The organism is Lysobacter niastensis (assembly GCF_031457115.1).
In the GTDB taxonomy this organism is placed as follows: domain Bacteria; phylum Pseudomonadota; class Gammaproteobacteria; order Xanthomonadales; family Xanthomonadaceae; genus Lysobacter_J; species Lysobacter_J niastensis_A.
This window is the reverse complement of sequence record NZ_JAVDVY010000001.1, coordinates 1,590,163-1,606,871: the sequence shown is the minus strand read 5'-3', so window position 1 is coordinate 1,606,871 and position 16,709 is coordinate 1,590,163. Positions and strand designations below refer to the sequence as shown.

The 16,709-nt window shown below is 65.6% G+C and carries 13 protein-coding genes, 1 tRNA gene and 1 pseudogene; all 15 read right to left on the bottom strand.

Going from position 1 to position 16,709, the window contains the following annotated elements; translation table 11 throughout:
• Positions 1 to 71: 71 nt before the first annotated feature.
• Positions 72 to 1,559: a transcription termination factor NusA gene (nusA, locus tag J2X06_RS07330; RefSeq protein ID WP_310060245.1), complete on the bottom strand. Its 1,488-nt coding sequence runs from the start codon at positions 1,557 to 1,559 to the stop codon at positions 72 to 74.
• A pseudogene (gene rimP / locus J2X06_RS07325) lies at positions 1,556 to 2,198 on the bottom strand (ribosome maturation factor RimP). The gene nusA and the pseudogene rimP overlap by 4 nt, the downstream one beginning before the upstream one ends.
• Positions 2,199 to 2,647: 449 nt before the next feature.
• Positions 2,648 to 2,724: transfer RNA gene (locus J2X06_RS07320), tRNA-Met, on the bottom strand.
• A gap of 100 nt (positions 2,725 to 2,824) precedes the next feature.
• Complete coding sequence (gene nuoN, locus J2X06_RS07315) at positions 2,825 to 4,270, bottom strand: NADH-quinone oxidoreductase subunit NuoN (RefSeq protein ID WP_310060238.1); 1,446 nt, start codon at positions 4,268 to 4,270, stop codon at positions 2,825 to 2,827.
• Between the two features lie 11 nt (positions 4,271 to 4,281).
• Positions 4,282 to 5,796 (bottom strand): NADH-quinone oxidoreductase subunit M, encoded by a 1,515-nt coding sequence (locus J2X06_RS07310; RefSeq protein ID WP_310061316.1) that lies wholly within the window; start codon positions 5,794 to 5,796, stop codon positions 4,282 to 4,284.
• A gap of 39 nt (positions 5,797 to 5,835) precedes the next feature.
• The gene (nuoL, locus tag J2X06_RS07305; RefSeq protein ID WP_310060234.1) at positions 5,836 to 7,965 is read right to left on the bottom strand and encodes an NADH-quinone oxidoreductase subunit L; all 2,130 of its coding nucleotides are present in this window, start codon (positions 7,963 to 7,965) and stop codon (positions 5,836 to 5,838) included.
• Between the two features lie 13 nt (positions 7,966 to 7,978).
• Entirely contained in the window at positions 7,979 to 8,281 is a 303-nt protein-coding gene (gene nuoK, locus J2X06_RS07300) for an NADH-quinone oxidoreductase subunit NuoK (RefSeq protein ID WP_430539546.1), read from the bottom strand.
• A gap of 20 nt (positions 8,282 to 8,301) precedes the next feature.
• Entirely contained in the window at positions 8,302 to 8,940 is a 639-nt protein-coding gene (locus J2X06_RS07295; RefSeq protein ID WP_310060229.1) for an NADH-quinone oxidoreductase subunit J, read from the bottom strand.
• Positions 8,941 to 8,951: 11 nt separating this feature from the next.
• On the bottom strand, positions 8,952 to 9,440 hold the full coding sequence (gene nuoI, locus J2X06_RS07290; RefSeq protein ID WP_310060227.1) for an NADH-quinone oxidoreductase subunit NuoI: 489 nt from the start codon (positions 9,438 to 9,440) through the stop codon (positions 8,952 to 8,954).
• A gap of 12 nt (positions 9,441 to 9,452) precedes the next feature.
• The gene (gene nuoH, locus J2X06_RS07285) at positions 9,453 to 10,502 is read right to left on the bottom strand and encodes an NADH-quinone oxidoreductase subunit NuoH (RefSeq protein WP_310060224.1); all 1,050 of its coding nucleotides are present in this window, start codon (positions 10,500 to 10,502) and stop codon (positions 9,453 to 9,455) included.
• A 3-nt stretch (positions 10,503 to 10,505) separates the two neighbouring features.
• Entirely contained in the window at positions 10,506 to 12,737 is a 2,232-nt protein-coding gene (nuoG, locus tag J2X06_RS07280) for an NADH-quinone oxidoreductase subunit NuoG (protein WP_310060222.1), read from the bottom strand.
• The gene (nuoF, locus tag J2X06_RS07275; protein ID WP_310060218.1) at positions 12,734 to 14,101 is read right to left on the bottom strand and encodes an NADH-quinone oxidoreductase subunit NuoF; all 1,368 of its coding nucleotides are present in this window, start codon (positions 14,099 to 14,101) and stop codon (positions 12,734 to 12,736) included. Before nuoF ends, nuoG begins: the two co-directional genes overlap by 4 nt.
• An 11-nt stretch (positions 14,102 to 14,112) precedes the next feature.
• Complete coding sequence (nuoE, locus tag J2X06_RS07270) at positions 14,113 to 14,640, bottom strand: NADH-quinone oxidoreductase subunit NuoE (protein WP_310060216.1); 528 nt, start codon at positions 14,638 to 14,640, stop codon at positions 14,113 to 14,115.
• A 41-nt stretch (positions 14,641 to 14,681) separates the two neighbouring features.
• Positions 14,682 to 15,974 carry an NADH-quinone oxidoreductase subunit D gene (locus J2X06_RS07265; RefSeq protein WP_310060212.1) on the bottom strand — a complete coding sequence of 431 codons (1,293 nt, stop codon included), beginning with the start codon at positions 15,972 to 15,974 and terminating at the stop codon, positions 14,682 to 14,684.
• Between the two features lie 5 nt (positions 15,975 to 15,979).
• Positions 15,980 to 16,708 (bottom strand): NADH-quinone oxidoreductase subunit C, encoded by a 729-nt coding sequence (locus J2X06_RS07260; RefSeq protein WP_310060210.1) that lies wholly within the window; start codon positions 16,706 to 16,708, stop codon positions 15,980 to 15,982.
• Between the last annotated feature and the right edge of the window lies 1 nt (position 16,709).

Genomic DNA, 16,709 nt, shown 5'->3' with positions numbered 1-16,709 from the left:
GCCGCACTTTGCAAATGGCGGGCCTGAACCCGCCGCATCGGCGGGCCGAGGCCCGCCCTACGGTTTGTTGCTTACTCGAACCAGTGCTTGCGGGCTTCCATGATCAGGGCGGCGGCGCGCTCGGCGTCGATACCCTCGATATCGGTCAGCTCGTCGGTCGCCATGTCGGCCAGGTCCTCGCGGGTGACCACGCCACGCGCGGCCAGCGCGAACGCGGTGCCCTCGTCCATGCCGTCCAGTTCGAGCAGGTCGGCGGCCGGCTGGTGTTCGTCGAGCTCTTCCTCGGCGGCCAGCGCCTCGTTCAGCAGCGCGTCGCGGGCTCGCGAACGCAGCTCCTCGACGATGTCCTCGTCGAAGCCCTCGACGGCGAGCAGCTCGCCGACCGGCACGTAGGCGATTTCCTCGACCGTGCTGAAGCCTTCCGAGACCAGGATGCCGGCGATTTCCTCGTCGACCTCGAGCCTGTCCTGGAACAGCTGGCGCGCGGTGGTCTGCTCGGCCTCCGACTTGGCGGTGACCTGGTCCTGGGTCATCACGTTGAGCTGCCAGCCCGACAGGCGGCTGGCCAGGCGGACGTTCTGGCCGCCCTTGCCGATCGCCTGGGCCAGACGGTCCTCGGCCACGGCCAGGTCCATCGAATGCTTTTCTTCATCGACGATGATCGACTGCACTTCGGCCGGCGCCATCGCGTTGATGACGAACTGCGCCGGGTTGTCCGACCACAGCACGATATCGACACGCTCGCCGTTGAGCTCGTTGCTCACGGCCTGGACGCGCGAACCGCGCATGCCGATGCAGGCGCCGATCGGATCGGTGCGATTGTCGTGGGCGAGCACCGCGATCTTGGCGCGGTCGCCCGGATCGCGTGCGCAGGCCCTGATCGAGACCAGGCCCTGGCCGACTTCCGGCACTTCCAGCTTGAATAGCTCCATCATGAATTCCGGGGCGGCGCGGCTGATGAACAGCTGCGGGCCGCGCGGCTCGGAACGCACGTCGAACAGGTAGCCGCGGACGCGGTCGCCGGCGCGCAGCACGTCGCGCGGGATGCCCTTGTCCTTGGGGATGATCGCCTCGGCATTGCCGCCCAGGTCGACGTAGATGTTGCCGCGCTCCACGCGCTTGACCACGCCCGTCACCAGCTCGCCGACGCGATCCTTCCACGCGTCCACGACCTGCTGGCGCTCGGCCTCGCGCACGCGCTGCACGATCACCTGCTTGGCAGCCTGTGCGGCGATGCGGCCGAATTCGGGATTCTCGATCTGTTCTTCGATGTAGTCGCCGACCTCGACGCCTTCGACCTCGTCGATCGCATCCATCAGGCGGACCTGGCGGTCGGGCGACTCCATGACGACGTCGTCGGCGACGACTTCCATACGACGGAAGGTCTCGTAACTACCGTCCTTCTGGTCGATCGAAACGCGCACCAGCACGTCCTCGTCGTGATAGCGCTTCTTGGCGGCCGATGCGAGGGCAGCCTCGATGGCTTCGAAGATGACTTCGCGCGGCACGCCCTTCTCGTTGGCGACCGCATCCACGACCAGCAAAAGTTCCTTGCTCATTCGTTTGACTCCGCACGGTCGGCTCGTGGCCGCCGGGCTGCTTGGTGGTTACTAGGTGGTTTACTTCTTGCTCTTCGAAGGCGATGCCTTCGAAGACTTGTCTTTGCCCGGCTTGGGCTTGGCAAATCCCAGCGCGGCCCAGTCCGGGACCAGGCGCGCCTTGTCGATGTTGCCGAACGCCACGAGCAGCTCGAACGGCTTGCCGTCGGCGCCCTCGATCTCGAAAGCGACGCTGTCGGCGTCGACGCGATTGATCCGGCCGTGCAGGCGGCGACGGCCATCCTGCGGCAGCTTCAGGGTGACCTTCGCGTTCTCGCCGACGAAGCGCGCGTAGTGCTCGAGCGTGAACAACGGACGGTCGATGCCCGGCGAGGACACTTCCAGCGTGTACTGCCCGCTGATCGGGTCCTCGACATCGAGCTGCGCGGACACCTCGCGACTCACGGCCTCGCAATCTTCGATCGTCACCGAGCGCGGCGTGCCGTCGGCACCGACGCCGGCATCGGCCGGCACGTCGATGTACAGGCGCAGCACCGCGCTGCCCGGCGCCGGAAGATATTCCGCGCCCAGCAACTCCACGCCCAGCGACGCTACCGTCGGGGTCAGCAGATTGGCGATTTCGACTGCTTTGTCCGTCATACGCACGACTCCTGCGATATCGAACACGCGATGCCACCGCCATGCGAACGACGATCAGAATCTGGCGATCCGATGCCCCGACACGGTGACCGAAAGCGTGTTGCTAACAAGCCTGCTGCTAAAAAGCCTGCAGTAGAAAAACGTGTTGCCAAAAAGGCTTCCTACAACGCACCCGGTTTTCCGGACGCAAGAAACAACAAGGGGCCCGGTGGGCCCCTTGTCCGTACAACTGGATTTCGGCGTGACCGTGCGAGCAGAGCACGATCACCAAGCCCGAGCCTTTGGCCAGGAAACGCCTGAATTTCAGGCTTTTCCCTGAGCTATTCGCTCAGGCCGAAGCTGGTAGCGGGGGCGTGCTTCGGCGGTGACATGCCGGAGCAAACTCGCACACTACGGGTCCAACTTTCTTACACCAGTACGGCTGAGCAGTAGGGCCGTACTTCTAAACATGGTAGCGGGGGCAGGATTTGAACCTGCGACCTTCGGGTTATGAGCCCGACGAGCTGCCAGACTGCTCCACCCCGCATCAGGCCGACCATCATAACGGCCGACTAAAACTTCCGCAACCCCGATTTATCAAATCGATCATAAACCGATCGAAGGGGCCGCGGATTCTAACAAAAACTTCAGCCCGCGAACGCCCTCTGGCACCACGCCATGATCGGACTCCAGGCTAGGCCCAAGGCCAGCAGCGCCAGCGCGTTGACGCCGAACACCACGCGCAGCGGGCGGTCCTGCGGTGCCGCCGGCACGTGGCCTTCGGGCTCCTCGAAATACATGGCCTTGATCACGCGCAGGTAATAGAACGCACCAATCACCGCGAACACGACGCCGACCAGGGCCAGCCACAGCATGTCGCCCTGCAGGGCCGCACGAAGCACCGCCAGCTTGGCCCAGAAGCCCAGGAACGGCGGCACGCCGGCCAGCGACGCCATCACGCACAGCACCAGGCCGGCCAGCCACGGGCTGCGGGCGTTAAGACCCTTGAAGTCGTCGACGCGGTCCGCCTCGAAGCCGCGGCTCGACAGCACCACGATCGCGCCGAATGCCGCGGCCGTGGTCACGGCGTAGTTGATCGAATAAAACATCGCCGCCGAGAAACCCTGCGGGCCGCCACCGGCCAGGCCCATGAACAGGAAGCCCACGTGCGACACGGTCGAATACGCCAGCAGTCGCTTGAGGTTGCTCTGCACCATCGCACTGAGGTTGCCGATCACCAGCGAGATCACCGCGATCGCGGCCAGTGCGACACGCCACTGGTCGCTGAGCGGGCCGGCGGCCACTTCGAGCAGGCGGTACGCCATGCCGAACGACGCCAGGCTCGGCGCGGCGCCGATGAAGATGGTGATGGCGGTGGGCGCGCCGCTGTAGACGTCCGGCAGCCACATGTGGAAAGGCGCGGCGCCGAACTTGAACGCGATGCCGGCGATCATGAACACCACGCCGGTGATCAGCATCAGCGACATGTCGGACGAACGCGCTACTTCCGCGATCCGGTTCAGGTCGAGCGAGCCGGTGGCGCCATAGACCAGCGACATGCCGTACAGCAGCAGGCCCGAGGCCAGCGCACCCAGCACGAAGTACTTGATCGCCGCCTCGGAGGCGACCGGCCCGTCGCGGTCGATCGCGACCAGCGCGTAGGACGACAGCGCCAGCATTTCCAGGCCCAGGTAGACCATCACCAGGCTGCCGGCCGACACCAGCAGCATCATGCCGGCGGTGGCGAACAGCATCAGCACCGCGACCTCGCCCTTGTACAGCTCACGGGCGCGCAGGTACGACCAGGCATATACCATCGACAGCATGCTGACGACGCCGATGGCCACCTTCATCACGTCGGCGGCGATGTCGCGAACGAACATGCCGTTGAGCACCGTGCCCTGCCCGCCCACGCCCGTGGCGATCATGACGGTGGCGACGGCCAGCACGGCGATGCCGCCGGCATGGACGAGGAAACGGCGGCGCTCGTCGACGAACAGGTCGAGCATCAGCAGCGCGAACGCGCCGAGGACCACCACGATCTCGGGGAGCAGCGGCATCAGGTCCGCGGAGGTGAGGACGGGCATGATCATGCTGTGCAACCTCAAAGCTTCGACGAGGCGATCTGCATCGCCAGATTCGCGATCGACGGTTCCATCAGATCCGTCAGCGGCTTGGGCCAGATGCCCAGGAACAGCACGCCGGCGGCGAACGTGCCCAGCACGAAGGCTTCGCGCGCGTTGATGTCCTCAAGCTCGGCGACGTGCGCGTTGCCCACTTCGCCCCACAGCACGCGCTTGACCAGCCACAGCGTGTAAGCGGCGCCGACGATCAGCGTGGTGGCGGCAGCGAAGCCGATCAGCGGATGCTTCTGGAAGCTGGCCAGGATGACCATGAACTCGCCGACGAAACCCGACGTGCCCGGCAGGCCCGAGTTGGCCATCGCGAACAGCACGAACAGCGCCGCGAACCACGGCATCACGTTGGCGACGCCGCCGTAGTCCTTGATCATGCGGCTGTGCATGCGGTCGTACAGCACGCCGACGCAGGAGAACATCGCGCCCGAGATGAAGCCATGGCTGATCATCTGCACCATCGCGCCCTGCAGGCCAAGGCGCGCGGCATCGCCGTTTCCGAAGTCGCGCACCAGGCCGAAGGCGATGAAGGTGCCCAGGGTGACGAAGCCCATGTGCGAGACCGACGAGTACGCGATCAGCTTCTTCATGTCGTCCTGGGCGAGCGCGACCAGGCCGACGTAGATCACCGCGATCAGGCTCAGCGCGATCACCAGCCAGGCCCACTCGGTACCGGCGTCAGGCACGATCGGCAGGACGAAGCGCAGGAAGCCGTACCCGCCGATCTTCAGCATGATCGCGGCCAGGATCACCGAACCGGCGGTCGGCGCCTCCACGTGCGCATCCGGCAACCAGGTGTGCACCGGGAACATCGGCACCTTGACCGCGAAGGAGACCAGGAAGGCGAAGAACAACCACATCTGCTCGGTCGCCGTCAGCGGCATCGCGTACAGGTCGCTGAGCTGCCAGCTGCCGCCCTTCAGGTACAGGTAGATCAACCCGACCAGCATGAACAGCGAGCCGAGGAAGGTGTAGAGGAAGAACTTGATCGCAGCGTAGATGCGACGCGGGCCGCCCCAGACGCCGATGATGAGGAACATCGGGATCAGCATGCCCTCGAAGAACACGTAGAACAGCATGACGTCGAGCGCGGAGAACACGCCCACCATCAGGCCTTCGAGGATCAGGAACGCTGCGTAGTATTGGCTGACGCGCTTGTCGATCGAGGTCCAGGCGCCAATCATCGCCAGCAGCGTGGTCAGCGTGGTCAGCACGATCAGCGACACCGAAATGCCGTCGGCGCCGAGGTGGTAGCGGATGTTGTACACCGCGATCCACATCTTGTCTTCGACGAACTGCATGCCGGGGTTGGCGAAGTCGAAGCCGGTCAGCAGCAGCACGCTGGCCACCACGGTCACCAGCGCGACGCCGGTGGAGAACCAGCGGGCGCCGTTGGCTCGGGCATTGCCGAACGCCAGGGTGGCGAAACCACCCAGGATCGGCAGCCAGATCAGCAGGCTGAGCAGGAAGGAAGGGCTTTGCATGTTCTGCAAGGGCTCGGGGCTCACGTCGCGGGTCCTTGTTTAGTGCCAGTAACGGATGAGGGCGGCGAGAAGAACGATCAGGCCGAGGATCATCGCGAAGGCATAGTGGTAGAGGTAACCGGACTGCACGCGGCGCGTCAGGTGGGCGACGAAGTCGACGATGCGGGCGCTGCCGTTGACCGCGGCGCCGTCGATCACGTGGGTGTCGATCGCGCGCGAGGCCTTGCCCAGGATCAGGCCGCCTCCGGCGAAGCCATCGATCCACAGGTTGTCGAAACCGTACTTGTTCTCGAGCACGCGCACTGGCCAGGCCAGCGCCTTGCGCGCCTTGTCCGGCAGATCCGGCTTCCAGCAGTACATGATCGTGGCCAGCACGAAGCCCGCGAGGGCCAGCCAGAACGCCGGCGCCTGGAACCCGTGCAGCGCGAACGCGACCGGACCGTGGAACTCCTCGGCGAGCTTGCCGATGACGTCGTGCGCAGGCGCCACGTCGATCGAGCCCAGGAAGTACGGCAACTGCTTGGCGTGCCCCAGCATGTCGGTGCCGAACAGCATCGGGCCGACGGTGAAGAAGCCGATCAGGATCGACGGGATCGCCAGCAGGATCAGCGGCACGGTAACCACCCACGGCGATTCGTGCGGCGTGTGCGCGTGGTCGTCATGACCGTGGCCGTGGCCGTGATCATGGACATCGTGCGCATCGTGCTCGTGCGACAGCGCTTCCTCATGTTCGGTCGAGTCCGCCTCCGGGGCCACGTAGTGGTCCGGCACCGGATCGTGGAAGCGCTCCTTGCCGTGGAAGGTCAGGTACAGCAGGCGGAAGCTGTAGAACGAGGTCACGAACGCGCCCAGCAGTACCGCCCAGTAGGCATAGCTGGCGACCCAATTGTGGGCCTCGTGGGCGTGCTCGGCGGCGGCCTCGATGATGGTGTCCTTCGAGTAGAAGCCGGCGAAGAACGGTGTGCCGACCAGCGCCAGCGTGCCGATGAGCATCGTCCAGTAGGTGATGGGCATGTACTTTTTCAGGCCGCCCATGCGGCGCATGTCCTGCTCGTGGTGCATGCCGATGATGACCGAGCCGGCACCCAGGAACAGCAGCGCCTTGAAGAAGGCGTGCGTCATCAGGTGGTAGACGCCTGCACTGTAGGCCGACACGCCCAGTGCGACGGTCATGTAGCCCAGCTGCGACAGGGTCGAATACGCGACCACGCGCTTGATGTCGTTCTGGACGATGCCGATCAGGCCGGTGAAGAACGCCGTGGTGGCGCCGATGAACAGCACGAAGTTGAGCGCCGTTTCCGACAGCTCGAACAGCGGCGACATGCGCGCCACCATGAAGATGCCCGCGGTCACCATCGTCGCGGCGTGGATCAGCGCCGAGATCGGGGTCGGGCCTTCCATCGAGTCCGGCAGCCACACGTGCAGCGGCACCTGCGCCGACTTGCCCATGGCGCCGATGAACAGGCAGATACAGATCACCGTCGCGACCGACCACTCGTGGCCGTTGATGATCGACCACGTCAGCCCGGCGATGGTCGGCGCGTTGGCGAACACGGTCGCGTAGTCGAGCGAACCGAACACCAGCAGTACGCCGGCGATGCCGAGCAGGAAGCCGAAGTCGCCGACGCGATTGACCAGGAACGCCTTGAGGTTGGCGAACACCGCGGTCGGACGCTTGAACCAGAAACCGATCAGCAGGTACGAGACCAGGCCCACCGCTTCCCAGCCGAAGAACAACTGCAGGAAGTTGTTGCTCATCACGAGCATCAACATCGAGAAGGTGAACAGCGAGATGTAGCTGAAGAAGCGCTGGTAACCGGGGTCTTCTTCCATGTAGCCGATGGTGTAGATGTGCACCAGCAGCGACACGAAGGTGACGACCACCATCATCATCGCGGTCAGCTTGTCGATCATGAAGCCGACATGGGCCTCGATGCCGCCGACCTGGAACCAGGTGTAGACATTCTCGTTGAACGGTGCGGCGCCCTGCCCGACCAGCTGCCACAGCACGTAGGCCGACATCGCGAAGCTGGCGGCCACGCCCAGGATGGTCACCCAATGGGCGCCGGCGCGGCCGACCTGGCGGCGGAAAAGACCGGCGATGATCGCGCCCAGCAACGGGGCCAGCACGATCGCCAGAAGGACGGTCTTGGAGATGACGTGTTCCATGCCCGGCATCGGATCAGCCCTTCATCGTGTCGATTTCGGCGACGTTGATCGTGCGCCTGTTACGGAACAGCGTGACCAGGATGGCCAGACCGATCGCAGCCTCGGCCGCGGCCACGGTCAGGATGAAGAACACGAACACCTGACCGGCCGGATCGGCCAGCTGGCGCGAGAACGCGACGAAGTTGATGTTGACCGCCAGCAGCAGCAGCTCCAGCGACATCAGCAACAAGATCACGTTCTTGCGGTTGAGGAAAATGCCGGCAACGCTGATGCAGAACAGCACCGCGCCCAGCGTGAGGTAATGGCCCAGGGCCAGGCCGGTTCCAAAGAACTCGCTCACGGCTTGCCCTCCTCGGCAGGGGTCTCGACGGGCGCAGGCGCGACCGGCTTGACCGCGTCCATCTTGATCATGCGCAGGCGGTCTCCCGGGCGGACGCGCGCCTGCCACGACGGGTTCTGGTGCTTGGCGCCGACGCGGCGACGCAGGGTCAGCGTCACGGCGGCGATCACGGCGACCGTCAGGATCACGGCGGCCACTTCGAACGGCAGCATGAAATCGGTGAACAGTGCGCGGGCGATCCAGGCGGTGTTGCCGCCGGGCGCCGGGTCGCCCGTCAGCGGCGTGGCGACGCTCGCCCTGACGCCGATCAGCGTCAGCATCTCGACCAGCATCACGACCGCGACCACCAGGCCGAGCGGCAAATAGCGCACGTAGCCTTCGCGCAATGGGGCGACGTCGATGTCGAGCATCATCACCACGAACAGCAGCAGCACCATCACCGCGCCGACGTAGACCAGGATCAGGGCCACGCCGAGGAACTCGGCGCCGGCGATGATCCACGTGCAGGCGACCGAGAAGAAGGTCAGCACCAGCAACAACACCGCATGCACGGGGTTCTTGACGCTGATGACGCCGACGGCCGCGGCCGTGGCGACGGCAGCGAAGACGAAGAAAGAAATCTGGGCGAGATCCATGTCGTCAGGCCTCAGCGGAAGGGGGCATCGGCGGCGCGACGCTCGGCGATCTCGGCTTCGAGACGGTCGCCGATCGCCAGCAATTGCGGCTTGGTCACGATGTTCTGTCCGCGCTTGTCGAAGTGGTACTCATGGATGTGCGTCTCCACGATCGAGTCGACCGGGCAGGACTCCTCGCAGAAGCCGCAGAAGATGCACTTGAACAGGTCGATGTCGTAGCGCGTGGTGCGGCGGGTGCCGTCTTCGCGCTTTTCCGAGTCGATGGTGATCGCCAGCGCCGGACACACCGCTTCGCACAGCTTGCAGGCGATGCAGCGTTCTTCCCCGTTCGGGTAGCGGCGCAGCGCGTGCACGCCGCGGAAGCGCGGCGACTGCGGCGTCTTCTCCATCGGGTACATCAGCGTGTACTTCGGCTTGAACAGGTACTTGAGCGTCAGCCCAAGGCCCTGCGCCAGCTCGATGAGCAGCAGGCTCTTGAAATAGGAAACGATGCGATTCATGCCTGTTGACCCTTACACGCCGGGCTCGAAGATTTTGAAGTACGCCATCAACGCGACCACGCAGATCCAGGCGATGGTGATCGGAATGAACACCTTCCAGCCCAGTCGCATGATCTGGTCGTAGCGGTAGCGCGGGAACGAGGCGCGGAACCAGATGAAGCAGCTGGCGAAGAAGAAGACCTTGAGCAGCAGCCACCACCAGCCGTCGACCGACAGCACCGGGATGCCCAGGCCGTGGAACGGGCTCAGCCAGCCGCCGACGAAGAAGATCGAGACCAGGAAGCTGATCAGGATCATGTTCGCGTATTCGGCCAGGAAGAACAGCGCGAACGCCGAACCCGAATACTCGACCATGTGGCCGGCCACGATTTCCGACTCGCCCTCGACCACGTCGAACGGCGCGCGGTTGGTTTCGGCCACGCCCGAGATGAAGTAGACGACGAACAGCGGCAGCATCGGCACCCAGAACCATTCCAGCGCGCCGGCGTTACCGGCCTGCGCCATCACGATGTCGGTGAGGTTGAGGCTGCCCGCGCCGAGCATCACGCCTACCATCGCGAAACCCATCGCGATTTCGTACGAAATCACCTGCGCCGCGGCGCGCATCGCGCCGAGGAAGGCGTACTTCGAGTTGGAGGCCCAGCCGGCCAGGATGATGCCGTATACGCCCAGAGAGGTCATCGCCAGCAGGTACAGCAGACCGGCGTTGGCGTTGGACAGCACGAGCTTGGCGTCGAACGGCACCACCGCCCAGGCGGCGAAGGCGGGAATAAGCGTCAGCAGCGGCGCCAGTTTGAACAGGAACGCCTCAGCCCGGGTCGGCTGGATCACTTCCTTGAACAGCAGCTTGAAGACGTCGGCGAAGGCCTGGAGGATGCCGCGGCCCACGTACATCGGTCCGTGGCGCACGTGCATCCAGCCGATGAGCTTGCGCTCCCAGACCACATAGAACGCCACGGTGATGATCACCGGCATGGCGATGACCAGGATCTTCAGGATGATCCAGGCCAGGGCGCCGACATTGCCGAACGACAGCAACCAATCGCGGAACGGATCAAACATCGCTTATGCCCTCCCCGCCTGCACGCGACCGGCGCCGAGCGGCGCGGTGGCGCCGTGGCCGGACTCGACCCAAACCGTGCCGCGCGCGACCTTGTCGCTGACAGCGACCGGCAGCGTTGCAGTGCCCGCATGGGTGCTGAACTTGCCCACCACGCCTTCGGCCAGGCCGAGCGCGGCCGCATCGAGCGGATGCAGCGTGGCCTTGGGTTCGACGTTGAGTGGATGCGCCTGCAGCGCGGGCGCGCGACGCACGACCGCATCGCTGCGGTAGATCGCGATGCTGGCGGCGACCTCGAGGCCTTCGCCCGAATTCGCCGGCGCCTTGCCCGCGGCGACCTGGGTCTCGCGCATCTGCATGCCGGCGCGCAGGCCGGCCAGGTCGGTGAACTCGAAGCCCTTGGCGCCCAGTTCGCCCGCGAGCGCGCGCAGCACGCGCCAGCCGGCACGCGCCTGGCCCGGCAGCTTGCCACCGGCGACGGCCTGCTGCTGGCGGCCGTCGAGATTGGTCAGCGTCGCTTCGATCTCAGGCAGCAGGCCGATTGGCAGGATCACGTCGGCGACGGAACGCGTCGAGCGGCAGGCGAAGGTGCTGAACGCCACGACCTGCGCGGCATTGAGCGCCTTCAGCGCGACCGCGGTGTCGGCGAAGTCCATGCCCGGCTCGATGCCGTAGAGAATGTAGGCGGAGCGCGCATCGGCCAGCATCGACTGCGCATCGCGCGCGGTCGGCAGCACGCCGTAGTCGGACAGGCCGACGGCGTTGGCGCCCTGCGGGATGCGATTGAGCGCGGCGCCCGTGGCGGCAGCAAAATCGGCCGCGGCCTTGCGGATCGCGGCGGCGTGCGGACCGTTTTCGGCCAGCGCGCCGACGATGACAACTGCGCGCGTGCCCGCCTTCGCAGCCTCCGTCAGCGCGGCATCAGCCAGCGTGGCGGCAATCTGCGACGGCGCGACGATGTGCTTGCCGGCGATGTCGAAGGTGAAGTCGAAATCGACCGGATTGACGACATGCACCTTGGCGCCGCGGGTCCAGGCCTTGCGCACGCGCTGGTGCACCAGCGGCAGCTCGTGACGCAGGTTGGAACCGACGATGACGATCACGTCGGCCTGATCGATGTCGGCGACCGGCATCGCGAAGGTCGTGGCGGTGGCGGCGTCGCTCAGGTCGTGCTGGGCGATGCGATGGTCGATGTTGCCGGTGCCCAGCGCCTCGGCCAGGCGCGCAAGCAGCACGCCCTCCTCGTTCGAGGTCGCCGGATGGGCGAGCACGCCGAGCGCGTCGGCGCCGTTGTCGCGCAGGATCTTCGCGGCCTTGGCCAGCGCTTCGTCCCACGACGCCTCGCGCCACTCGCCGTTCTCCTTGATCAACGGCGCGTCGGCGCGGTCCTGCGCGTACAGGCCCTGGTGCGAGTAACGGTCGCGGTCCGACAGCCAGCACTCGTTGACCGCTTCGTTGTCGCGCGGCACGGTGCGCAGCACGTCGCCGCGGCGCACGTGCAGGAACAGGTTGCTGCCCAGCGCGTCGTGGTAACCCAGCGACTCGCGCGCGGTCAGTTCCCAGGGGCGCGCCTTGAACTGGAACACCTTGTTGGTCAGCGCGCCGACCGGGCAGACGTCGATGACGTTGCCGGACAACTCGGTCGTCAGCGGCTTGCCGTCGTAGGTGCCGATCTGCAGGTTCTCGCCGCGGTACATGCCGCCGAGTTCGTAGGTGCCGGCGATTTCCGCCGTGAAGCGCACGCAGCGCGTGCACTGGATGCAGCGGGTCATCTCGGTGGCGACCAGCGGGCCCATGTCCTCGTCCGGCACCACGCGTTTGCGCTCGGCAAAACGGCTGACCGACCGGCCGTAGCCCAACGACAGGTCCTGCAGTTCGCACTCGCCGCCCTGGTCGCAGATTGGGCAGTCGAGCGGATGGTTGATCAGCAGGAACTCCATCACGTTGCGCTGCGACTTCAGCGCCTTCTCGCTGCGCGTGGTGACCTTCATGCCGTCCATGACCGGCGTGGCGCAGGCCGGCGCCGGCTTGGGCATCTTCTCGACCTCGACCAGGCACATGCGGCAGTTGGCCGCGATGGCAAGCTTGTCGTGGTAGCAGAAACGCGGGATCGGGATGCCGGCCTTGTCGGCGGCCTGGATGATCATCGAGCCCTTGGGCGCGGCCATCTCGACGCCGTCGATGAAGACGGTGACGTGATCCGGAGGCAGGTTCGGGTTTACCGGCTGCGCACTCATGCGGCCACCTTCTCGACGACGACGCCGTCGCGCTGGTCGTCGACCAGGAAGCGCTTGTTCACGATCGCGTACTCGAACTCGTTCCAGTAATGGCGCAGGAAGCCCTGCACCGGCCACGCGGCGGCTTCGCCGAACGCGCAGATGGTGTGGCCTTCGATCTGGCCGGCCGCGGCGCGCAGCATCTGCAGGTCGTCCAGCGTGGCCTGCTTCTCGACGATGCGCGTGAGCATGCGGTACATCCAGCCGGTGCCTTCGCGGCACGGTGTGCACTGGCCGCAGCTTTCCTTGAAGTAGAAACGGGCGATGCGCTGGCAGGCGCGCACCATGCATGCGGTCTCGTCCATGACGATGACCGCGCCCGAACCCAGGCCGGAACCGGCTTTCTGGATCGAGTCATAGTCCATCGTCAGGCCCATCATGACCTCGCCCGGCAGCACCGGCATCGAGGAACCGCCCGGGATCACCGCCTTGAGCTTGCGGCCGTCGCGCATGCCGCCGGCCATCTGCAGCAGGTCGGCAAACGAGGTGCCCAGGCGGATCTCGTAGTTGCCCGGACGTGCGACATGGCCGGACACCGAGAACACCTTCGGACCGCCGTTGTTCGGTTTGCCCAGGTTGAGGAACCACTCGGCGCCATTGCGGATGATCGCCGGCACCGACGCGTAGGTCTCGGTGTTGTTGATCGTGGTCGGCTTGCCGAACAGGCCGAAATTGGCCGGGAACGGCGGCTTGTAGCGCGGCTGGCCCTTCTTGCCCTCCAGCGACTCCATCAGCGCGGTTTCTTCACCGCAGATGTAGGCGCCGGCGCCCAGCGCACCGTAGATGTCGATATCGACACCGCTGCCGAGCACGTTCTTGCCCAGCCAGCCGTGCTCATAGGCTTCCTTCAGCGCCTGCTCGAAATGCTCGAACGGCTCATGATGGAACTCGCCACGCAGGTAGTTGTAGGCCACCGTCGAACCGGTCGCGTAGCAGGCGATCGCCATGCCCTCGACCACCGAATGCGGGTTGAAGCGCAGGATGTCGCGGTCCTTGGCCGTGCCCGGCTCGGACTCGTCCGAGTTGCACAGGATGTACTTCTGTGTGCCGCTGCCCTTGGGCATGAAGCTCCACTTCAGGCCGGTCGGGAAGCCCGCGCCGCCGCGGCCGCGCAGGCCCGAAGCCTTGACCATGTCGATCACCGCCGCCGGCTCGATCTTCTCGGAGAGAATCTTGCGCAGCGCGGCGTAGCCGCCGGTCTTCAGGTAATTCTCGTACGACCACGGGGTGTCGTAATGCAGCGTCGTGTAGACGACGTTGTGTTCCTGCGGAGCCGGGCCGACCGGGCCGTAACCCCTGGAGTAGTCGTGATGCTGATGCGCCATGGGTGATCGCCTCACTTCAACTCGTCGAGCAACTCGTCGACGCGCGCGGCGTCCAGGTTCTCGTGGTAATGGCCATTGATCACGACCACCGGCGCGCCGCAGCACGCGGCCAGGCACTCTTCCTCGCGCTTGAGGAAGACGCGGCCGTCGGCGCTGGACTCGCCCAGCCTGCAGCCGAGCTTCTTCTCGGCGTGCTTGACCAGGTCTTCGGCGCCGTTGAGCCAGCAACTGATGTTGGTGCAGAAGGCGACGTTGTTGCGGCCGACCTTCTCGGTCTCGAACATCGAGTAGAAGCTCGCGACCTCGTAGGCCCACACCGGCGGCAGCCCCAGGTACTTGGCGACCGCGGCGATCAGTTCGTCGCTTAGCCAGCCGCCGTTCTGCTCCTGGGCCGCGTGCAGGCCCTGCAGCACCGCCGAACGCTTGCGGTCCGGCGGGAACTTGCCCAGCCAGTGGTCGATATGCGCACGGGTCTGGTCGGACAACGCGACCATCGGGTCGACGTGCAGACAGGCCTCGAAATTTCCGGTCGCCTTCATTCGCTCTAATTCCTCAACGATCGCCTGGCCTCAACGGGCCGTCAGCGGTCGATCTCGCCGAACACGACGTCATAGGTGCCGATCATCGCCACCACGTCGGCCAGCATGTGGCCCTTCACGATCTCGTCCATCGACGACAGATGCGCAAAGCCCGGCGCGCGCAGCTTCACGCGGAAGGGCTTGTTGGCGCCGTCGGACACCAGGTAACAGCCGAACTCGCCCTTGGGCGCCTCGACCGCGGCGTAGGTTTCGCCGGCGGGCACGCAATAGCCTTCGGAGAACAGCTTGAAGTGGTGGATCAGCGCTTCCATGTCGTCCTTCATGTCCTCGCGCTTGGGCGGAGCGACCTTGAAGTTGTCGACGATCACCGGGCCGGGGTTGGCCTTCAGCCACTTCACGCACTGCTGGATGATGCGGGTGGACTGACGCATTTCCGCCACGCGGACCAGGTAACGGTCGTAGCAGTCGCCGTTGACGCCGACCGGGATGTCGAAATCCACGACGTCGTACTTCGCGTACGGCTGCTTCTTGCGCAGGTCCCAGGCGATGCCCGAGCCGCGGATCATCGGGCCGGTCATGCCCCAGGCCAGCGCCTGCTCCGGCGAGACCACGCCGATGCCGACGGTGCGCTGTTTCCAGATGCGGTTCTCGGTCAGCAGCGTCTCGTACTCGTCGACGCGCTTGGGGAAGTCGTTGGTGAACGCTTCCAGGTAATCCAGCAGCGAGCCTTCGCGCCACTCGTTGAAGCGCTTGAGCTTGGCGCCCTTGCGCCACGGCGATTCCTTGTACTTCGACATGCGGTCCGGCAGGTCGCGGTACACGCCGCCGGGACGGTAGTACGTGGCATGCATGCGCGCGCCCGACACCGCCTCGTAGCAGTCCATCAGCTCTTCGCGCTCGCGGAACGCGTACAGGAACACCGCCATCGCGCCCAGGTCGAGCGCGTTGGAGCCCACCCACATCAGATGATTCAGGATGCGGGTGATCTCGTCGAACATCGTGCGGATGTACTGCGCGCGCTCGGGCGCCTCGATCCCCATCAGGGTCTCGATGGCGCGCACGTAGGCGTGCTCGTTGCACATCATCGACACGTAGTCCAGGCGATCCATGTAGCCGATCGACTGGTTGTACGGCTTGGACTCGGCCAGCTTCTCGGTGCCGCGATGCAGCAGACCGATGTGCGGGTCGGCACGCTGCACGACTTCGCCGTCCATCTCGAGGATGAGGCGCAGCACGCCGTGCGCGGCCGGGTGCTGCGGGCCGAAGTTCAGTGTGTAGTTGCGGATCTCGGTGTTGTGCAGGCCCGAGGTGTTGCTGATCTGGATGGAGGACACGGAGCTCACTTCTTCACCTCCGCACGCTGGGCTGCCTCGCCTTCGGCGGTCTGGTAGCGCGCGTCGTCGCGGATCACGCGCGGCACCAGCACGCGCGGCTCGATCGAGACCGGTTCGTAGACCACGCGCTTCTTGTCGGCGTCGTAGCGGACCTCGACGTTGCCGATCAGCGGGAAGTCCTTACGGAACGGATGACCGACGAAACCGTAGTCGGTCAGGATGCGGCGCAGGTCCGGATGGCCTTCGAACACGATGCCGTACAGGTCGAACGCCTCGCGCTCGAACCAGTTGACGCCCGGGTGTACCGAGGTCAGCGAAGCCACCACCGGCAGGTCGTCGTTGTCGGCGAATGTGCGCAGGCGCACGCGGCGGTTGTGCTGCACCGACAACAGGTGCGCAACCGCGGCGAAGCGGCGCTCTGGCACGGCGGCAGCGCCGTTGGGCTGCTCGCCCCAGGCGAAGCGGCCGGCGCCCTTGCCTTCCACGCCGCGCGAGAAGCCTTCCGACGACACGTCGGTATCCCACTCGTCGCTGCCGTAGCTGAGGTAGTCCACGCCACTGACATCGACGCATTGCTCGAAGCCGAACTCGTCGCGCAACGCCAGCGCGGTCGACAGCCACTGGTCCGGAGCCACGTCGATGGTCACTTCGCCACGCGGCTGCGCCACGACGACCATCGCGCCTTCGAAGCGCGCGGTCAGGCGGTCTGCGAAAGCCTGAGCACTCTCGACCATG

Excerpts from the sequence above, each read along its gene's own strand:
- nusA (WP_310060245.1), bottom strand. The coding sequence starts at position 1,559 with ATGAGCAAGGAACTTTTGCTGGTCGTGGATGCGGTCGCCAACGAGAAG.
- nuoN (WP_310060238.1), bottom strand. The coding sequence starts at position 4,270 with ATGATCATGCCCGTCCTCACCTCCGCGGACCTGATGCCGCTGCTCCCC.
- J2X06_RS07310 (WP_310061316.1), bottom strand. The coding sequence starts at position 5,796 with ATGCAAAGCCCTTCCTTCCTGCTCAGCCTGCTGATCTGGCTGCCGATC.
- nuoL (WP_310060234.1), bottom strand. The coding sequence starts at position 7,965 with ATGGAACACGTCATCTCCAAGACCGTCCTTCTGGCGATCGTGCTGGCC.
- J2X06_RS07295 (WP_310060229.1), bottom strand. The coding sequence starts at position 8,940 with ATGGATCTCGCCCAGATTTCTTTCTTCGTCTTCGCTGCCGTCGCCACG.
- nuoI (WP_310060227.1), bottom strand. The coding sequence starts at position 9,440 with ATGAATCGCATCGTTTCCTATTTCAAGAGCCTGCTGCTCATCGAGCTG.
- nuoH (WP_310060224.1), bottom strand. The coding sequence starts at position 10,502 with ATGTTTGATCCGTTCCGCGATTGGTTGCTGTCGTTCGGCAATGTCGGC.
- nuoG (WP_310060222.1), bottom strand. The coding sequence starts at position 12,737 with ATGAGTGCGCAGCCGGTAAACCCGAACCTGCCTCCGGATCACGTCACC.
- nuoF (WP_310060218.1), bottom strand. The coding sequence starts at position 14,101 with ATGGCGCATCAGCATCACGACTACTCCAGGGGTTACGGCCCGGTCGGC.
- nuoE (WP_310060216.1), bottom strand. The coding sequence starts at position 14,640 with ATGAAGGCGACCGGAAATTTCGAGGCCTGTCTGCACGTCGACCCGATG.
- J2X06_RS07260 (WP_310060210.1), bottom strand. The coding sequence starts at position 16,708 with ATGGTCGAGAGTGCTCAGGCTTTCGCAGACCGCCTGACCGCGCGCTTC.